The organism is Enterococcus sp. DIV0840 (assembly GCF_050527835.1).
In the GTDB taxonomy this organism is placed as follows: Bacteria; Bacillota; Bacilli; order Lactobacillales; family Enterococcaceae; genus Enterococcus_L; species Enterococcus_L ureasiticus.
Window position 1 is genome coordinate 1518581 of the sequence record NZ_CP172876.1, and the last position, 17667, is coordinate 1536247.

Annotated in this window: 18 protein-coding genes; all 18 read left to right on the forward strand. The window is 33.9% G+C overall.

Annotated elements, in window-relative coordinates; genetic code table 11:
• The first annotated feature begins 5 nt into the window (after positions 1–5).
• The 18 genes from IGL98_RS07185 (at position 6) to IGL98_RS07270 (ending at position 17660) form a co-directional block, all read left to right on the forward strand.
• Positions 6–623 (forward strand): MptD family putative ECF transporter S component, encoded by a 618-nt coding sequence (locus IGL98_RS07185; protein ID WP_206842636.1) that lies wholly within the window; start codon positions 6–8, stop codon positions 621–623.
• Positions 598–1293 (forward strand): energy-coupling factor transporter transmembrane component T, encoded by a 696-nt coding sequence (locus IGL98_RS07190; RefSeq protein WP_206842637.1) that lies wholly within the window; start codon positions 598–600, stop codon positions 1291–1293. The genes IGL98_RS07185 and IGL98_RS07190 overlap by 26 nt, the downstream gene beginning before the upstream one ends.
• On the forward strand, positions 1293–2720 hold the full coding sequence (locus tag IGL98_RS07195) for an ABC transporter ATP-binding protein (RefSeq protein ID WP_206911900.1): 1428 nt from the start codon (positions 1293–1295) through the stop codon (positions 2718–2720). The genes IGL98_RS07190 and IGL98_RS07195 overlap by 1 nt, the downstream gene beginning before the upstream one ends.
• A gap of 13 nt (positions 2721–2733) precedes the next feature.
• Entirely contained in the window at positions 2734–3072 is a 339-nt protein-coding gene (locus IGL98_RS07200) for an antibiotic biosynthesis monooxygenase (RefSeq protein ID WP_206842639.1), read from the forward strand.
• Positions 3073–3459: 387 nt separating this feature from the next.
• Positions 3460–4542 carry a tyrosine-type recombinase/integrase gene (locus IGL98_RS07205; RefSeq protein WP_206842640.1) on the forward strand — a complete coding sequence of 361 codons (1083 nt, stop codon included), beginning with the start codon at positions 3460–3462 and terminating at the stop codon, positions 4540–4542.
• A 371-nt stretch (positions 4543–4913) separates the two neighbouring features.
• Positions 4914–5651 (forward strand): winged helix-turn-helix domain-containing protein, encoded by a 738-nt coding sequence (locus tag IGL98_RS07210; protein ID WP_206842641.1) that lies wholly within the window; start codon positions 4914–4916, stop codon positions 5649–5651.
• Between the two features lie 80 nt (positions 5652–5731).
• Entirely contained in the window at positions 5732–8152 is a 2421-nt protein-coding gene (locus IGL98_RS07215; protein WP_206911901.1) for a WxL domain-containing protein, read from the forward strand.
• A gap of 13 nt (positions 8153–8165) precedes the next feature.
• Positions 8166–8519 (forward strand): LPXTG cell wall anchor domain-containing protein, encoded by a 354-nt coding sequence (locus IGL98_RS07220; RefSeq protein WP_069645038.1) that lies wholly within the window; start codon positions 8166–8168, stop codon positions 8517–8519.
• Entirely contained in the window at positions 8516–8890 is a 375-nt protein-coding gene (locus tag IGL98_RS07225) for a WxL domain-containing protein (protein WP_339099595.1), read from the forward strand. The genes IGL98_RS07220 and IGL98_RS07225 overlap by 4 nt, the downstream gene beginning before the upstream one ends.
• Positions 8891–8961: 71 nt before the next feature.
• On the forward strand, positions 8962–9306 hold the full coding sequence (locus IGL98_RS07230; RefSeq protein WP_206911903.1) for a WxL domain-containing protein: 345 nt from the start codon (positions 8962–8964) through the stop codon (positions 9304–9306).
• Between the two features lie 31 nt (positions 9307–9337).
• Positions 9338–10156, forward strand: a complete 819-nt coding sequence (locus IGL98_RS07235) for a WxL domain-containing protein (protein ID WP_206911904.1) — start codon at positions 9338–9340, stop codon at positions 10154–10156.
• Between the two features lie 101 nt (positions 10157–10257).
• The gene (locus IGL98_RS07240; RefSeq protein ID WP_206911905.1) at positions 10258–11325 is read left to right on the forward strand and encodes a DUF916 and DUF3324 domain-containing protein; all 1068 of its coding nucleotides are present in this window, start codon (positions 10258–10260) and stop codon (positions 11323–11325) included.
• A 23-nt stretch (positions 11326–11348) separates the two neighbouring features.
• Positions 11349–12029 carry a hypothetical protein gene (locus IGL98_RS07245; protein WP_206842649.1) on the forward strand — a complete coding sequence of 227 codons (681 nt, stop codon included), beginning with the start codon at positions 11349–11351 and terminating at the stop codon, positions 12027–12029.
• A 6-nt stretch (positions 12030–12035) separates the two neighbouring features.
• The gene (gene lepB / locus IGL98_RS07250; protein WP_242590154.1) at positions 12036–12761 is read left to right on the forward strand and encodes a signal peptidase I; all 726 of its coding nucleotides are present in this window, start codon (positions 12036–12038) and stop codon (positions 12759–12761) included.
• Between the two features lie 234 nt (positions 12762–12995).
• Complete coding sequence (locus tag IGL98_RS07255; RefSeq protein ID WP_206911906.1) at positions 12996–13346, forward strand: hypothetical protein; 351 nt, start codon at positions 12996–12998, stop codon at positions 13344–13346.
• Between the two features lie 305 nt (positions 13347–13651).
• Positions 13652–14179 carry a phage integrase SAM-like domain-containing protein gene (locus IGL98_RS07260; protein ID WP_339099594.1) on the forward strand — a complete coding sequence of 176 codons (528 nt, stop codon included), beginning with the start codon at positions 13652–13654 and terminating at the stop codon, positions 14177–14179.
• Between the two features lie 2 nt (positions 14180–14181).
• On the forward strand, positions 14182–14787 hold the full coding sequence (locus tag IGL98_RS07265; protein WP_339099593.1) for a site-specific integrase: 606 nt from the start codon (positions 14182–14184) through the stop codon (positions 14785–14787).
• Between the two features lie 245 nt (positions 14788–15032).
• The gene (locus IGL98_RS07270; protein ID WP_206911907.1) at positions 15033–17660 is read left to right on the forward strand and encodes a glycoside hydrolase family 38 C-terminal domain-containing protein; all 2628 of its coding nucleotides are present in this window, start codon (positions 15033–15035) and stop codon (positions 17658–17660) included.
• Positions 17661–17667 lie beyond the last annotated feature (7 nt).

Consider the following 17667-nt stretch of genomic DNA (forward strand, 5'->3'; position numbering starts at 1 on the left):
CAAGAATGAAAAAGTTAAAAATTCAAGATTTTATTTCAATTGGTATTTATACAGCCATTTATTTTTTAGTTGTAACGATCGCGATGGTTATTTTACGTTTTACGGTTCCAGCTTTTAACTCAATTCTTATTCCTAGTGCTACAGCACTTTTTGCAGGGATTGTTTATTTATTGGTGATCCACCGTATTCCTCGTTTTGGGGCGATCACGATCATGGGTAGTGTGATGGGACTTTTCTTTTTAGTCTCTGGTCATTTTCCGTTATCATTTTTGCCGAATATTCTTTGTGCACTAGCAGCGGATTTGATTCAGTATCGCACAGCATTATCTGAAAAATTACGAACAATGATTAGTTATACTGTTTTTAGTTTTGGTTTGATGGGACCGGTATTGCCATTGTGGTTTATGAAAAACGCTTATATTGATTCGTTGGTAGCACGTGGCAAAGATGCAGTTTACATCGATAAAGTATTTGCGCCAATCACGACGACGACCTTTTATGTTTGTGTTGTAGCTGTGATTATCTGCAGTATTTTAGGTATAATTATAGGACAAAAAATTTATGAGAAACATTTTGATAAAGCTAAAGGAAAAAATTATGGAAAAAACATACGTAACGTTTGATCCCAGAAGTAAACTTTGTACAATTTTATTTGCTAGTTTTATGTTGATGTTTCCTTTACCATTTAAGGCAGAAATTTTATTTGTTACGCTATTGTATGGATTATTTATTTTAAATGGCAGCCTAAAAAAAGGTACGATTTTTTATGGTATTTTTTGGTTACTTGTTTTAGGAGATTATTTATTGTTTCCTTATATCGATAATGGTTTTGCAGCGTTCTTCGATTTTCTATTTGTAGGGAACCGTCGGATGTTGCCAACAATTATGGCAGCGGCTTTTGCCATGAACCGGACAAAAATCAGTGAGTGGATCGCAGCTTTAAAGAAGTGTCACGTGCCTTTTGGTTTGATTATTCCCTTAACGGTGCTGTTTCGATTTTTCCCCACACTTTTTCAAGATTTTAGAAGCATTCGCAATGCGATGAAATATCGTGGAATCGCTCTTTCTACGATTGATTTGTTCCTTCATCCATTTCAAACGATGGAGTACATTATTGTACCGATCTTGATGTCAGCAGAAAATACGTCGTTAGATTTATCATCGGCCGCATTGGTTCGTGGTTTAGGGAATCCCCAATTACATACCAGTGTTTACGAGATTCGTTTAAAGGTGCAAGATTATTTATTGATTGGTATTTTGATTCTTAGTGGTATCGTTGGGAGGTTGATTTAATGATTGATTTAAATGACGTGACATTTGCTTATGAAGATCAGGAAACGATCATCCAACAAGTAGACTTACAAGTCAAAACTGGTGAGTTTATCGTTTTATGTGGTAAAAGCGGCTGTGGCAAATCAACGCTGTTAAGAATCTTAAATGGATTGATCCCTGAATTATATACAGGGGAATTAACGGGAACTGGATCTGTTTTAGACCAAGAGTTGTTAACAAAAGAATTTAATGCCTATGTTCGTGATATTGGGGTTGTTTTTCAAAACCCTAAGACGCAGTTTTTTACTAGCGATGTTTATTCGGAATTGGCATTTGCGATGGAAAATTATGGCGTAGCAAGAGAAGAAATGATTGATCGAATCGATGAAATAACCAGCTTATTCTCATTAGAAGAATTTTTAGAGCGGAGTATGTTCCATTTATCTGGTGGGCAAAAACAACTGATTGCTTTTGCATCGGCCAGTATGTTGAAACACCGTTTGTTTTTATTAGATGAACCTTCAAGTAATTTGGATGAAGCAACGATCGAACAATTACAAGATTATTTACAGGTCTTAAAAAATCAAGGGATGACGATTATTGTGTCTGAGCACCGTTTGTATTATTTGACAGATCTGGCAGATCGATATTTGGTCATGGACAAAGGGCATATCGTTGAAAGCTATACAAGTCATGAAATGAGAGCAAAATCTTCTTCACAGATTCAGGCAATGGGATTACGCTCTCTTGAGCAAACTTCCTTTAAGAAGGGTGAAGAACCAGCTAAAACGGAAGAAAAATTAAGCTTAGCATGTGAGGGACTAGATTTTCATTATCGCAAACAACCATCAGTGTTGAAAATTCCCTCACTAACCTTGACGAGCTCTTACATCACTGGAATCATAGGACGGAATGGTGCAGGTAAATCAACATTTTCAAAACTTTTATCAGGATTGAGCAAGCCAAAAGAAGGCGTCATTACGCTAAACCAACAAGTCATGCGTCCAAAAGAGTTGATCAAAGAAAGTTTTGTCGTGATGCAGGATGTTAACTTACAATTGTTTTTTGAAACAGTTGAAAAAGAAATCAGCTTGAATGCGAAAAATACCAATGAATTTGATAAAATTGTTGCTATGCTGAATTTAGAGCCACTTTTATTACGTCATCCCCAAACTTTATCGGGCGGTGAAAAACAGCGTGTTGCAATTGCAAGTGCGTTATTATCAGGGAAAAAAATCATCATTTTTGACGAACCGACAAGTGGTTTGGATTTAATGCACATGAAAGAAGTCAGCAACACGATACGTTGGCTACACCAAGAAAATATTTTAGTTTTAGTGATCACGCATGACAAAGAGTTTCTCAGCCAAACATGTCAGCGAGTGCTTCATTTCGAAAAGGGAACTATTATTGAAGATTACTTTATTGAACCAACTACAAAAGAATAATGGAGGCAAAGATATGTATATTGTAACGAATACGATTCAAACAGAAACAGACCACTCTCAAAAAATCATTCAACAATTCACAGCTGGTCATACCAAAGAAAGCATGGAAATGGTGGAAGGATTCTTAAATTTCCAATTAATGCATCGTACCTTGCCAGACAATCCAGAAGTTACTGAACTAGTTGTTTTAAGTCGCTGGACGTCAAAAGAACATCAAAAAAATTGGGTGAAAAGCCAAGCGTTCAAAAAAATGCATCAAAGAAAAGAACCAAAACAAGACGATGACAAGAATCAAAACAAGCGTCAAGGTATTATTTCAAGTACAATAGCTGAATATGAAGTATTGACATAAACAAAAAAGTTTCTGCCGGAATTGATCCAGCAGAAACTTTTTTAGTATCTATGTAATTTGAAAATCTGTAAATTTTTTCCTCATTGTTGTACAAAGAAGAAGATTAGTTGTTTTACTTAACTAACTATTAGTTTAATTGGAAAAATATAAGAAGTCAACAGGATTTTATTTTGATTTTCCTCATTTTTTTTTAAAATAATGAAAAAAAATGAGAATTTATTTGGAAAATGAATGATTATGAGATTAATCTAGCGGTTTTCACATCAAAATCTATTTTTAATGAGGTTTTTTATTAGCCGTCAAAAAAGTGGTCAAATAAAAATGAACAAAGGAATGAATTAAAATGGCTAAAAAAGGAGAAAATATTTATAAAAGAAAAGATGGCAGATGGGAGGGACGTTATATCAAAACAAAACAGGTTCGATAAAATATGGTTATGTATGTGCTAAAAAATATAAAGAAGTCAAAACAAAGTTAATTGTTGTGAAAGCTGGACTAATTGAAAGAGGAGACAAAGAGGTGAAAGAAGAATTAGTGAAAGAGTGGTGCGATTTTTGGTTGGAAAGTGAGGTGAAACCAGTAGTCAAAAGTTCTACATATGCCCAATATCATTGGCTATGCAGTACTTACATAGTTCCATATTTTAAAAATTGCTACCTACATAATCTGACAAGTGAGGATATTCAAAAATTTATTCTCACATTAGAGAAACAAGATTTGGCTTCTGGAACTATACGAAATATTTTTACGCTGTTAAAAAAGATGTTGATTTCCGCAAAAAAACATCAACTTTTATTTGGAAGTCCTTATAAACAAATTCGCTTACCGCACAAACAAAAGAAAACAATCGCTGCTTTATCTAGAGGGGATCAGCGAAGATTAGAGGCAGTCGCTTTAAATGAAACTGGGTGTTCGCCAATTATTTTATCTCTGTACTTAGGATTACGGATTGGCGAAATTAGTGGGTTAAAGTGGTCAGATATTGATTTTAACAATGAAGTCGTTTATATACAGCGAACTGTTTCACGAGTAAAAACATCATTTAAAACAGAAAATAAAACAAATATAATTATAAGTTCACCAAAAACTGAACAGTCCTATAGACTAGTACCATTATCAAAAAAAATAGTCTATTACTTATTAGATAAAAAACAACATAGCCAAAGTGACTATGTTGTTACGTGTAAAAATAATTTAGCTGAACCGAGAGTTATTCGTTATCGGTTTAAAAGTTCGGTTAAAAAAGCTGGGATTTCAGATACGCATTTTCATATTCTACGCCATACTTTTGCAACTAGATGTATTGAAATGGGAACTGATATCACTAGCCTAAGCAAATTATTAGGGCATACATCTGTTAAAATGACACTAGATATTTACACAGATTCTATGCTGGAAAGTCGTAAAAATATTATTCAAAAATTGGATCAACTAATGATCAATAAACACGAAAATTCTTCAGCAAGCTAATCAGAAGTGCAACATTTTAAGAAATAACAGTTTATATGAACCTTAAATCCCCAAATTTTGCTTTCTGTTACTTCTTCTTTTAGAGGTTAGAACAACGCTCATTGAGTGTTGTTCTAACCTCTTTTTTGTATACAAATATTCTTTAAAATTATTATAAGCCGTCATTGAACCGTCAAAAAACATTTTAATGTCAATAAGGTTAGTGTTTTACGCATTTTTTCTTCTTTGTACAACAATGAGGAAACTTTTTATCTTATAATGCCCATCATTTTAATTGAGTATAACATAGTAAGAAGTTTAAAAAAAATAATAGAATCGTTTAAAAAAATAAATATCTATCAACAAATAGATGTAAAAAGGAAGGACAGTCAATGTATAACATAGGAGTTGCTTCATTTTCAGGAACACTTTCCAAAGAATATTTGAAAAAAGTCAATGAAATTGGCCAAACAAAACTAATCAATCAAGAAAACATTCAGCTAAAAATTCAAGAAGCTGATTGTATTATCATTCCTGATAACAGTGACGATGATAATGCGATGACTCGAACATTAAATACAATTATGGAAATAAAAGAGAGAACAAATAAATTAATCTGGGTCTTAACACACGACAAAAATAGTGTGAAAAATATAATCTTTTTAAAATTAGGTGTGGATGGCGTTATACCAGCAAATAATTTTCCAGAAGAATTTACATTAGTAATGAAAAATGCTTTGTGTCGTCAGCAAAATGATTTCAATAAAACAATTTATAATCAAAAAAAAATAGATGCTCATTCAGATCCATATATGGAATTTGCAGACAAAACGAATGATGTCCATAAAGTCGAACTTTATCCGAGTAATCTAAGCATTGTTTTAGATGGGGAAAAAGAAGTTAATTTAACACGTCTTGAGTATCGAACTTTTGAAATGTTATACCAAAATAGAAATAAAGTTGTTTCATATGAAGAAATTTATGATTTTGTCTGGAAATCATCTATTGACAATCAGCAATATCGAGTTGCAAACATAATCTTTCATATAAGAAGAAAACTAAAAGCGACCTCAGACAATGACAACCTTATAAAAACAGTTCGTTCTATTGGATATCGTCTAACCTGTTAATTTTTGGCAAAGCACAAGTGACACTTGCTTGCGTTGAGGACCGTGAGCAAGGAAATTAGGTTTAGAAAGGAGTTGAAAAAATGAAAAATAGGAAAAAATCTTATTCTTTGGGAATGGCTGGACTAGTGTTATTGCTTGGAAGTTTATTCTATATGAAAAGCTCTTCAATCAAAGCTTCTGATACTGAAACCAATAAGATGGTATTAGAGCAAACAACAAATCAAATTCAAGCATCTTCAGAAAATGAATTATATTTTACATTAAATGTAAAAGACTCTGAAAAAGATCAACCAATTGTATTAGATTATTCTAAGGGTGTTTCTTTTGATAAAGACAAAATACTTGAGCTGAACAAAGAAAAAATGTCCTTTATTCAAGTTGACAATGATAAAACGCAAATGAAGCTAACTCTTAAAAAAGAGGCTCAAGAAACAACGTTATATTTCAAAGGAACAACTGATTCTAAAGAAGCACTTTCAATTCAAGCTTCTTCAGATCAGGATCAGTCCAATCAGTTGTTGATTGAAAAGAATGTTGCTACATCTACTGAAACATCAACCGTTCAGTCAGAGGAACAACAACAGGCTAGGACTGATATTTCTACACCATACTCTGATGAATGGACGGAGATAACGAAAGCCGAAGAAGCGTCGATCTCAGCTGGTGTTGGAAAAGAACTGCGTTATGGTTTTGGACCTACAGAGGCATTAGGGACCACCAATATTTCTGGAAACAGACAAAAACAATTTGCGATTCCAAATGTAACATTTATGAATGAGGGGAACCGAGTTCAGCATATTTATCATAAGCCAGGTCGTTTAAGTAAGCCTGAAGAAGCGGGACAATCTTTATGGACTAGCTACGGATTGATTTATGCATATGGGAATAATACAAAGCCAACTATATTTAATACAGGAAGTCATATCACAAGTGAGGGGTATAAATATTACAAACGTATTTTACCTAATGGAATGACAGTTTATAAATTGACCTATAACACAGCATTTGATTCAAAAAAATTCCATGTTGAGATCGTGATGACGGGTAAGACAACGGGTACAGTAAACGTTGAATATACTGTAACCAATACTGGGACAGGTAAAGAAACAGATTTTGTTATCGGCTCGATGATTGATACTGAATTAAATGAAGATGACCAGGTACCGATTTATGCAATTGGCGACAACAAAGGTGTCTATATTGAAAATACTAAAGATAAGATAAATAAGTATAAGCTTCAATATCTCTTTACAGGACCTGATCATGTCCAAAACTGGACAGGAAAACACTGGATTCAAGGAACAACAGAATTTTCTAGAGACCATTTTCTAAATTATTTCTTTAATTATGATGATTCAGGCTTCTCAGCTTTAAATTCATTGGGATACGAGGCTCAAAATTATCCTGCTGATCAATTAGTATATATGACTTCTGATATCAATAAGATGGATACAGCAATCTTCATGAAAAATCAGCCAACCTCTCTTGAAGCCAACGAAGGGACCAAAATGGCCTATGATGTAACGATCGGGCTCCCAGGGAATCCGCCAGAAGTTTTCATTGATCAAAATGACCAAGATGTGCTTTTAGGAAATGCATTTGATGTCACGGGTCAATGGAGAGATTCTGAGAGTCCTTCAGTAGATTTATATTATACAGTCGATGATGGCCCAGCTGTTCAGTTTGGTAAAAAAGTCGAAAACGATTTGGCTAACCCAGGTAAGAAAATAGACTGGAAATTTACATTACCTAGTTCTGTGTTAACGCTCGGAAAAAAAGTGATCAAAGTATACGCTGTTGATAGTGAAGGACATACCTCGGAAGAAAAAATTCTGAATCTAACAATCAAAGCTGGCGTTGCAGATCTAATAGTCAAATTTGTCGATGAAGAAAATAATATAATCCACCCAGATATTAAGATATCTGGAAAAATAAATAGTCTGATTGATTTGACCAAAGAAAATGCTGTGGTGAAAGCCATAAACGAGCAACTAGAAAAAAAATATGAAATCACTGATAAACCAATACCCGAAAATGCAATTGAAATCGTTGAAGAGGGTCGAACCGTGACTTATAAATTTAAAGGTCGAATTGTTTTATCTGCACCAAAAGAAATCGACTTTGGCACCCAAATTATTAAAGCGCAAGAAACCGTGATTGAAGAACCCGTTAGAATCGATGGCGCTTTGGAAATTCAAGATAGTCGGGCAACTAAAAAAACATGGAAACTCAAAGTACGTATGAAACAAGAATTAACAAATAGTAATAGTGAAGTTGTAACGGGTGCTATCCGCTATATTTATAGCGGAAATGAAATTAAGTTGAATTCGGGAATGCAAGATGTTGCTGTAGGAAAGAATTCAGATGGCTCACCTAATAAAATTAGTGATAAATGGTCAGCAAAAGGGGACGGTTTTAAACTAAAAACTGAGGTTGGTGCGGTCAAAGAATCCGGTGTTTATACTGGGATTATTGAATGGGAATTATTTGAAGGACCTTAGAGGGGAGAAATGTATGAAAAAAAATAAACGATTCGTTTGTATTCTGACTATTTCTGTCTTAGGTCTTGCAAGTTTTTTTAATCCAATAAAGCATTTTGCAGCTGAAGGCGGTCAAGTTGGACATGAGGCTGTAATTGAGTTTTATCGTGATGAGCCGGATGAAAAAGAAAAAACGCCAAGTAGCACATCGAATCCAGTTAATGATGCAGAGGATACAACAGTCAAAAAGCCTGTTGGACGCTATCCACAAACAGGAGAAATCGTGAAAAAATCTTTGACACTCAGCGGTGTGATTCTTGCTTTCTCAATAGTATATGTGTACTTGAAAAAACAAAGAAAAGAGCGTAAAGGAGAGAACAAACCGTGAAAAAGACTTTAATATTTACATTTTGTTTCTCCATGCTTCTTTTGACTACACCGGTCACAAAGGTCAAGGCAAATTCAATTACCCAAGAAGGGACGATTAGTTTTGATGCATCACTTATCCCGCCACAGGTAGTAGATCCAGAAAAGCCTGTAAAGCCAATTGATCCAGGTCCAAGTCCATCAACAGAAGGATTTCTTAGAATTGATTTTGTCCCTAGACTAGACTTTGGTCGGCATCAATTATCAAAAAATGATCATTTCTATCAGGCGCGAGCGCAATTGTTTCACGACGATACTGGTCCAAGAGGAAATTTTGTTCAAATAACAGATAGCCGTTCTACCGGAGCTGGTTGGACATTACAAGTTCGGTAAGAAACGAACTTTATGATTCCAAAGAATGACGCTTCTCAACTGAAGGGTTCCTATATTTCATTAGATAAATCGTGGACAAATTCTTCAATGGAAAAAAGTACGCACCATCATTGGTAAATGACGTCATTAAAATCGATAAAATCCAAACAACGTACGATCTAGCAAAAGCTGATAAAGGAAAAGGACAAGGAATTTGGAGTGTAGAATTTGGTGCTTCTGATGAAAATGAGAATGGCTTAGATTCAACTCTGACACCGCTGATTGATGATACAGGTCAACCAGTCCTTGATCCAAACTTTGAAAATAAACAAGCTTATGAAAATAACGCAGTAACATTTTTTGTTCCAGGCTCATCTGACAGAGAACCTGGAAAATACCAAACGGTGCTAACTTGGATTTTATCCGAGTTACCATAAATATCAAAAGACTATCTAGGAGGAAACACAAATGAAAAAAAGAACATTATGTTCTATCGCATTACTAACAGTATTAGGAGCTAACGTATTATTACCAGCCGCAGCGAGCGCGGATAATGGAAAAGCGACTCAAGCAAATGGATCGGGAACAATTGATTATGTAGAAGATTCTGGTAAAAACCCAGATGTCGATCCAGAAGATCCAGAAAAACCAGTTGACCCACCGTATACGCCGAACCCAGATAACGGTCCATTAAAAATTGATGGTGTTTCAGCAATGAATTTTAAACAACAAAAAGCGGTTTTAACAGATGAAAATTATTTTGCTGAACAAGTAGAGATTACTCAAGATGATGGAACAAAAGAAAAAAGAGGGGTTTATTTACAGCTAACGGATAAACGTATTGACAAACGTTCAAAATGGGCTTTAAGAGCAAAAATGACACAACAATTTAAAGCGACTTCTGGAAATGTTTTAGATAATGCAACAATTAGTTTTAAAAATCCAATCGTTGAAACCGCAACGGATGCAACAATTAGTGCTCATGCAACGTTAGCCGCAACAGGTTTAGCATTTACATTAGATCAAACTGAAAATGTAGTAGATGTACTTGAAACGAAAAATGCTGCAGATGGTTTTGGTACGTACACAGTTGCTTTTGGGAATACAGTAGCATATAACACTGCTTCAGGAAAAGGAACAGCAGCAGATTCAACTGGTGTACCAAATAAAACAGATGCAAACAAAATTGAAAATGGTTCTGTTTCACTATTTGTTCCAGGTAAAACAGTGAAAACAAAAGAAGCGCATACTGCGATCGTTTTATGGGAATTAGCAGAAGTACTTTAAAATCAATGATTAATTAATACGAGAATATTTTATAAGACAAGCTCACTAATTTTAAGTGATTAGTGAGCGTGTTTTTGAATGGGAGGATTTATTTTACGCTTATGAAAAAAAATTTTCAACAGTCATTTATTACATTTTTTTTAATACTGTCCATTTTCTTTGTTCAAACACAAGTAAGCAATGCTACATCTGATCCTTCAGGAGCTGTTGGCTTTTTATACAAAACCAATCATCCAGAAAATCAGATTGATGATTCTGGGTACTTTAATTTAAAAATGACACCTGGTCAAAAGCAAAAAGTGTCAATCACACTAACCAATCTAGGTAAAAAAGAAGTAACAGTTGAGGTGAATTTAAACGGTGCTAGAACGAATTCAAATGGTGTTTTAGAATATGGAAAAACAAAGTTAGACAAAGATGCATCAATGAAATTTGATTTCACCGATATTGTAAAAGGACCGAAAGAAATTACATTACCTCCTGAATCAGATAAAGACCTAGAATTAGAAATAAATATGCCTGAAACTAGTTATGACGGTATTATTTTAGGCGGGATACAATTGCAAAAAGTATCTGATGAAGAGGAAAAGAAAGAAAATACAGGAACAACAATCATCAATGAATATGCTTATACTATAGCAATGTTACTAAAAGAAAACGATACAAAAGTCGAACCCAAAATGGGGTATCTCAAAACGTATGGTACACAGCCAAATGGTCGAAATACAATTACCGTTGATTTAGCGAATCAAGCAACTGATTTATTAGAAGACCTCACAGTAGAGGTTCAAATTATGCCTGAAAAAAAAGATGAAGTTCTTTACGAATCTAAAAGAACAAAAATGCGAATGGCGCCAAACAGTGTTTTAAATTATCCAGTCACCATGGAAGGTCAACCAATGGTTCCTGGGCAATATAGAGCGCATGTCACAGCAAGTTCTGGCGATAAGAAATGGGAATGGACAGAGATGTTTACCATTACCAAAGAAGAAGCGGACAAATTTAATCGAGAAGACATCGGCATGGAAAAAGAACGAGGAATTGATTTTAAATTAGTCGGTATGATTGTCGGAGGTGTCGTCGGATTTTTCTTGATTATGTTCTTGATTATTCGTTTCGTAACAAATAAAAAAAGTAAAAAGAAAAAACGTATGTCTAAAAAAAGATAGGACGGGAAGTTGGAAGGAATAAAATGACACTATTAGATTGGATTGCAGTCATAAGTTTAGCGATAGCGATTATCTTTCTCCTTTTTATTTTCTTGCTCATGGTAGGAATTATAAAGGCCAATAAAGAGCAAAGAAAATTACGTTTGATCCGAACAAGAAATAAGCGTAAGCGAAAAGTAATTGCTAGGAAAAAGAGGCAGTTAAAAAAGAAAAAAAACAAGAGAATAGTTGGAAGCTTCTTATGCTTACTTGTGACGGTTTTAGGCGCTACGACTTCAATGTACGCTATATATTATCAATCGACGAATCTAAGTCAAGAAGATAAAAAGGTGATTGTTTCAGGATACTACAATCTTCGTGATATTGAGGAAAAATTGCAATTGGCTGAATCAGGTGAAGGAGATCGAGCAGAACAAAATTTAGCTAATCTATCTCTACGATTAGCTGCATTTGCATTAAATAAAGCGGACTATCGTATCAACGGTGAAGGTCAAATTCGCATCAATCGTTATTATTCTTCAATGAAGGAGCTAGGAATCAATTTGTCGTCGCAATCAAAAGGATTTTATAAAGATGCCTCTTTATTAGAATCTTTTAGAGGAGATATTGAAAGAGTTAAGAAAAATGAACAAGCTGTTATCAAGCAATTTAAAATCAATGAAAAATCACTGGCAGAAAAAAATGAAACAATAAAGCGGAGCTGAATGTTTATGGCTAACCACACACATCACTCAAATAAACGTAAAAGAAAACAAGAATCTTCAGGAAAAGATGTCGGAAAAAGCCAAAATAAACGTAAACAAAGAACAGTTAAAAAAAAATCAACGTCACGTCAAAAAAAGAATGTAGAAAAAAGAGTTTCTTCAAAAAAAAGAAAAAAGAAAAAAATAACGCAACTCTATTTAGAAATAGCTAGTTCGTTATTTATGACATGTGTTCTAATCTGGATCCTTTCCCTATTTTTGTTTACTTTCTCTAAAGTTGAGGGATATAGTATGCTGCCGACGCTAGCAGAAAATGAGTTTGTTTATATCAACAAACAGTCAAGAATCAAGCGTTTTAGCCTAGTCTATTTTGAAACACCGGATCAACATGAAAAAGCAATCCGCCGTGTAATTGGATTGCCAGGTGAATCGATAGAATATAAATCAGATCAGTTATATGTAAACAATGAAGCAGTTGAAGAAGCATTTATTGATAAGGATGAAACAGTAAACGCGCAGAAAATGGACGCTCTTTTTACTGAAAATTTTAAAACAGAAAATATAAAAAACGGTAGGCAAATAATTCCAAAAGGCTTTTACATGGTACTAGGTGACAATAGACCTTATTCGACAGATAGTCGCTATTATGGTTTTGTTTCTGAAAAGGATATCGTTGGAGTCGTTGAATTCAGAGTACTGCCCGTACACTTGATAGAAAAATTAAATCGATAATCAATTTATGATAACCAAATTTTTTCTATAAAAGACATAGAAGCTACAAAACAGATCAGAAGTCATTACATATGTTGGACTATTTTTATCACAAAGATAGCCACATATTTATAAAGACAGAACAGAGGACATTCGTAAAGCTTAAAAACGAAAATCCTAGGTTTCGTTGAATTAACTTGATAATTTTGTCTTTTTAGCTAGTCGCTCAAAATATAGTATAGGGAGATGTTGTATATGAAAAAAAAATTAGTCGTTATGGTTTCATTAGCTATGGGGTTATTCATTATGTTGGGATTCGGAGGTCAAAGTGCGGAGGCTACAGCTAAAACAACGTATTTTGAAAATGAGGCAAGTGTAACTTCAGTAACTAAAGAAACGAAGTATCTATTAAAAGGTGAAGTAACAGTTACAAAAAAAAATGAAAATACTACGAAATATGCAAGAATTTATGTGGTACAAAACGGTAAAAGATACTATGATTGTTGTTCAAAATTAATTTCTTCTACACCTGAGTATGACTCTAAAGGGAATGAAACCGGAAATTATTTACATGTTTATAAATTCTGTGGTTGTAAAGTAAAATAAAATAGTGAAGTAAAATGAGCGACTTCTATTAAGACGATAAATATATATAGCATCAAGCCAAAAGGTTTTTGAATCTTTTGACTTGATGTTTTTTTGTCCAAAAAATTTAAGCGAGTTCTTGTATTAAATCTTAGATTTTAGATACATAGTAATAAGTCTGAGCGATTGAGTGACACAAAAAATATTGATAAGTGGTACTCATAAGAAATGATATAAGGTATATTTATTATGGTCTATATTGTTTAATTTCAATGTAGTTAAAATACCTTTGTTGTGGATGAGGAGTAGTGGAAGAGGAGTATAGGATGACGAAAAAAGGAGAAAATATTTATAAGAGAAAAGATAGAAGATGGGAAGGGCGGTATATTAAAAACAGAGATAGTCAGGGCAGAATAATTTATGGTTATACTTATGGCAAACGTTATTTAGATGTGAAATCAAAGCTAATTATTTTAAAAGCACAACATGTAGAATCAAATTTTCTCAATACTTTTTGTGGTAATCTTGAAACATGGACAATCTATTGGCTGTATCATTATAAGAAACATACCGTGAAGCAGTCTACTTTTTTTAATTATGAGTGGCTCATAAAAAAGTACATTCTTCCTTATATTGGAGAGAAAAAATTATCCAAACTAACAAGTGACGATATTAGAATGTATAAGGAAGATTTAGAAAAATTGGAATTGTCACATGGGACAACCAGCAATGTCTTTATTTTATTGAAAACGTTGTTTGAAGAAGCTGAAAATCAACAAATAATATCATCTAATCCTTGCAGATCTATTCAGTTGTCTAGAAAAAAAGTAAGAAAAGGCTGCCAGTTGCTTTAACGATGAGTGAGCAAAAAAAATTAGAGCATGTTGCCTTTAAGGAAAAAGGGTGCTCTGCAATTATTTTAGCCTTGTACTCAGGTCTTCGAATCGGAGAAATAAGTGGATTAAAGTGGTCTGATGTCGATTTTGAAAATAACACTATTTGCGTTAGTCGAACGATTTTTAGAGTAAATAGTCAGACGAACGAAGGGAATAAAACAGAGGTGTTGATTGGCAACCCTAAAACGTATCAATCCTACAGAGTTGTCCCGCTAGCAGAAAATTTAAAACAATACTTACTTACTAAAAAAGCGATATCATGCTCTAATCACGTCATCTCATGTAAAAATAAAATGACCGAGCCTAGAGTGATTCGATATCGTTTTAAAAAAGTTGTAGAAGAAGCTGGAATTAGAAATATTCATTTCCATTCTTTGCGCCATACTTTTGCAACGAGATGTTTAGAAAATCGAGTAGACATCTCAAGTCTTAGTAAATTATTAGGACATAACTCAGCAAAAATGACCTTAGATACCTATGCGGATTCATTGTTTGAAAGTCGACGAAAAGCGATGTACAAAATCGATCAATTGATGACTGAACCATCATCATATGACTATGAATAGTTGAGATTATTAATAATGAAAATATTTTTACAAATTGTTATTGATAAAAATAGATAAATAGAGTAAGTTCCTAATAAAAAGCTTATTTCTCAGTCATATTAGGTACTTATTTTTGATCAAATAAAGAAAATATTTTCACTAAAACATTCTTTACAAGAAAATAGTTGAAAATATTACCGAAATCGTTTTCTTTTCAAATGATACAGCGTATATTAAAGAAGAACAGTGAGGAAGGAGAATATAAAATGAAGAAGATCCATATCGTCGCACACACCCATTGGGACCGTGAGTGGTATTTCAGTGATAATGAAGCGTTTGTCCAATTTTCTTATCATATGGACGAGGTGATTTATGCATTAGAAAATAACGAACTAGATTACTATTACTTGGATGGTCAGTTAAGTATTATCGATGATTACTTAAAAGTTTATCCAGAAAAAGAAACAAAAATTAAAGAGTTAGTTGAAGCCAACCAATTATTTATCGGTCCTTGGTATACACAAATGGATGAATTTGTGGTGGCGGGTGAATCGGTCGTCAAGAATTTACAAATCGGGATCGATATGTCGAAACGTTTAGGTGGTCATACTTCATTGGGCTATCTACCAGATTCGTTTGGGCAAGGCAAAGATATGCCGAAAATTTATAATGGTTTTGGTATCACAGATGCAGTATTTTGGCGGGGGATGCCTAATGAAGTTACAAAAAGTCGTGAGTTTTACTGGACAGCTGAAGATGGTTCAAAAGTATTAACGATCAATATTCGAAATGGTTATTATGCAGGAGTGGCTCTTGTTGAAGGAGAACTCTATCAGAAAAAAGCGATGCTAGATCTTGTATCTGAGGATAGTGCAACAGAGGTCGTAACATTACCGGTTGGTGGAGATCAGCGCGCAGTTGATCGAGATTTAAAAGCAATTATTCAAGAAGTGAACGAACAATTTGGTACCGAATACAAAATCGAAGAAAGCAATTATCCTCATATTTTTAATTTATTAAGAGAAAAAACAACTGAATTACCAATCGTTCAAGGTGAGTTTATGAGTGGTAGTGTTTCAAAAATCCACCGTTCAATTTATTCGTCAAGATATGATTTGAAAAAATTAAATGACACAATCGAAAATCGCATGATCTTTCAGTTAGAGCCACTGATGTTGATGGCAGATGACCTAGGTATTCCTTTTAAACGAGAACTGCTTGACTATATTTGGAAGTTACTATTAAAAAACCATGCACATGATAGTATCGGCGGGTGTAATACAGATAAAACCAATGAAATGATTTTAGCAAGATATAAAGAAGCAGATCAATTATCGTATTCAACGATCGACTATCTAGTAAGAAAAATTTCTGAGTCAATAGAAGGAATCAAAGAAAATGATTTGATTTTATTTAACACATTGCCTTACACAAGAACGGACCCATATGTGGTAGAAGTAAGTACAAAACATGCAGATATCAAGCTGTTTGACGAAAATGGCAATGAGTTAGATAGCCAGATTTTGTCTACAGAAAAAGTTTATGCTGGTGAAGTCAGACGTTCAGAAAGTGATTATGACGAAGCAAAATATTACTATATCCACAAAGTAAGCTTCACCAAAGAAACAAAGTCGCTTAGCTATACGATCGTGACAGTGAAAGAACAAACTGGATCAAATGAGAGCGCTATACCCTCTAATGCAGAAAATGCAATTATTGAAAATGAAGCATACAAAATCTCATTTTCAAAAGGCCAGTTCTCTATTTTAGCGAAGAACCAAGGTAAAAAATACGAAAATTGTTTATACATGGAAGAATCAGGAGATGAAGGGGATACGTATGATTATTCACCTGCTTACCATGATAAAATCCATCAGTTACTCTTTGATACGTCAGATGTTACTATTCAAACCGGACCATTTCTTTCTACGATGACCTTACACGGAGAATGGTCAGTACCAAAAGATCTAGAGGCTAGAAAAATAGGGGAATTAAATGCTAAGATCGACTATACCTTTACCTTGTCATTAAGTAAAGATTCTAAGCGGATCGATATGAAAGTTAAACTTAACAACCAAGCCATGGATCATCGTATGCGCCTAGTTGTAAAAACGCCAGTTGAAAGTCACGTCAGTTATGCGGACACATTATTTGGGATTGTGGAAAGAAATAATCAAGATCCTCATATTCATGATTGGAAAACACTTGGTTGGAAAGAAGAACCAACAGAAATCTATCCAATGATCCACTATTCAAACATTCATGATGAAACTACTAGCTGGTCGATAATGAGTAAAGGAATCAAGGAATATCAAGTGATTGATAGCAGTATGTATATTACATTATTTAGAGGCGTAGGATTCTTAGGTAGACCAGAGTTATTAAGAAGACCTGGAGATGCCTCAGGGAATCAGTATCGTTATATCCCTACACCAGATAGTCAATTATTAGGGGATTTAGAAATGGAGTTGTCCTTGATAATAACGGATGAGTTTGATCCTGTAATGATCCAAAAAGAATACCAAACCTATTCTGTTTTGAGTCCGTATTATCAAGTTCAAACATTGAATCGCTTTACTAATCCAATTCAATATTTCCAAAGTAATAAAGTAGACCAATTGCATCCCTTAAAGAAATTTGTTGATTTAAACAACTCAAATTTGGTATTTAGTGCATTGGAATTAAGTCGTGATGGTCATAGGGTCAATATACGTTTGTACAATCCATCCTTGGTAGAAGAAGTCGCAAATGAAAAAATAACTTTAGCAACTGAGTCTAATGTTTGTTTTGTTGATTTAAATGGCGATTTTCTTGAATCTTTAGGTAAGTTAAAGGAAGTTTCATTAGGCACATTTAAACCAGGAGAAATCAAAACAATTTCAATAGAAAGATAACATGGGA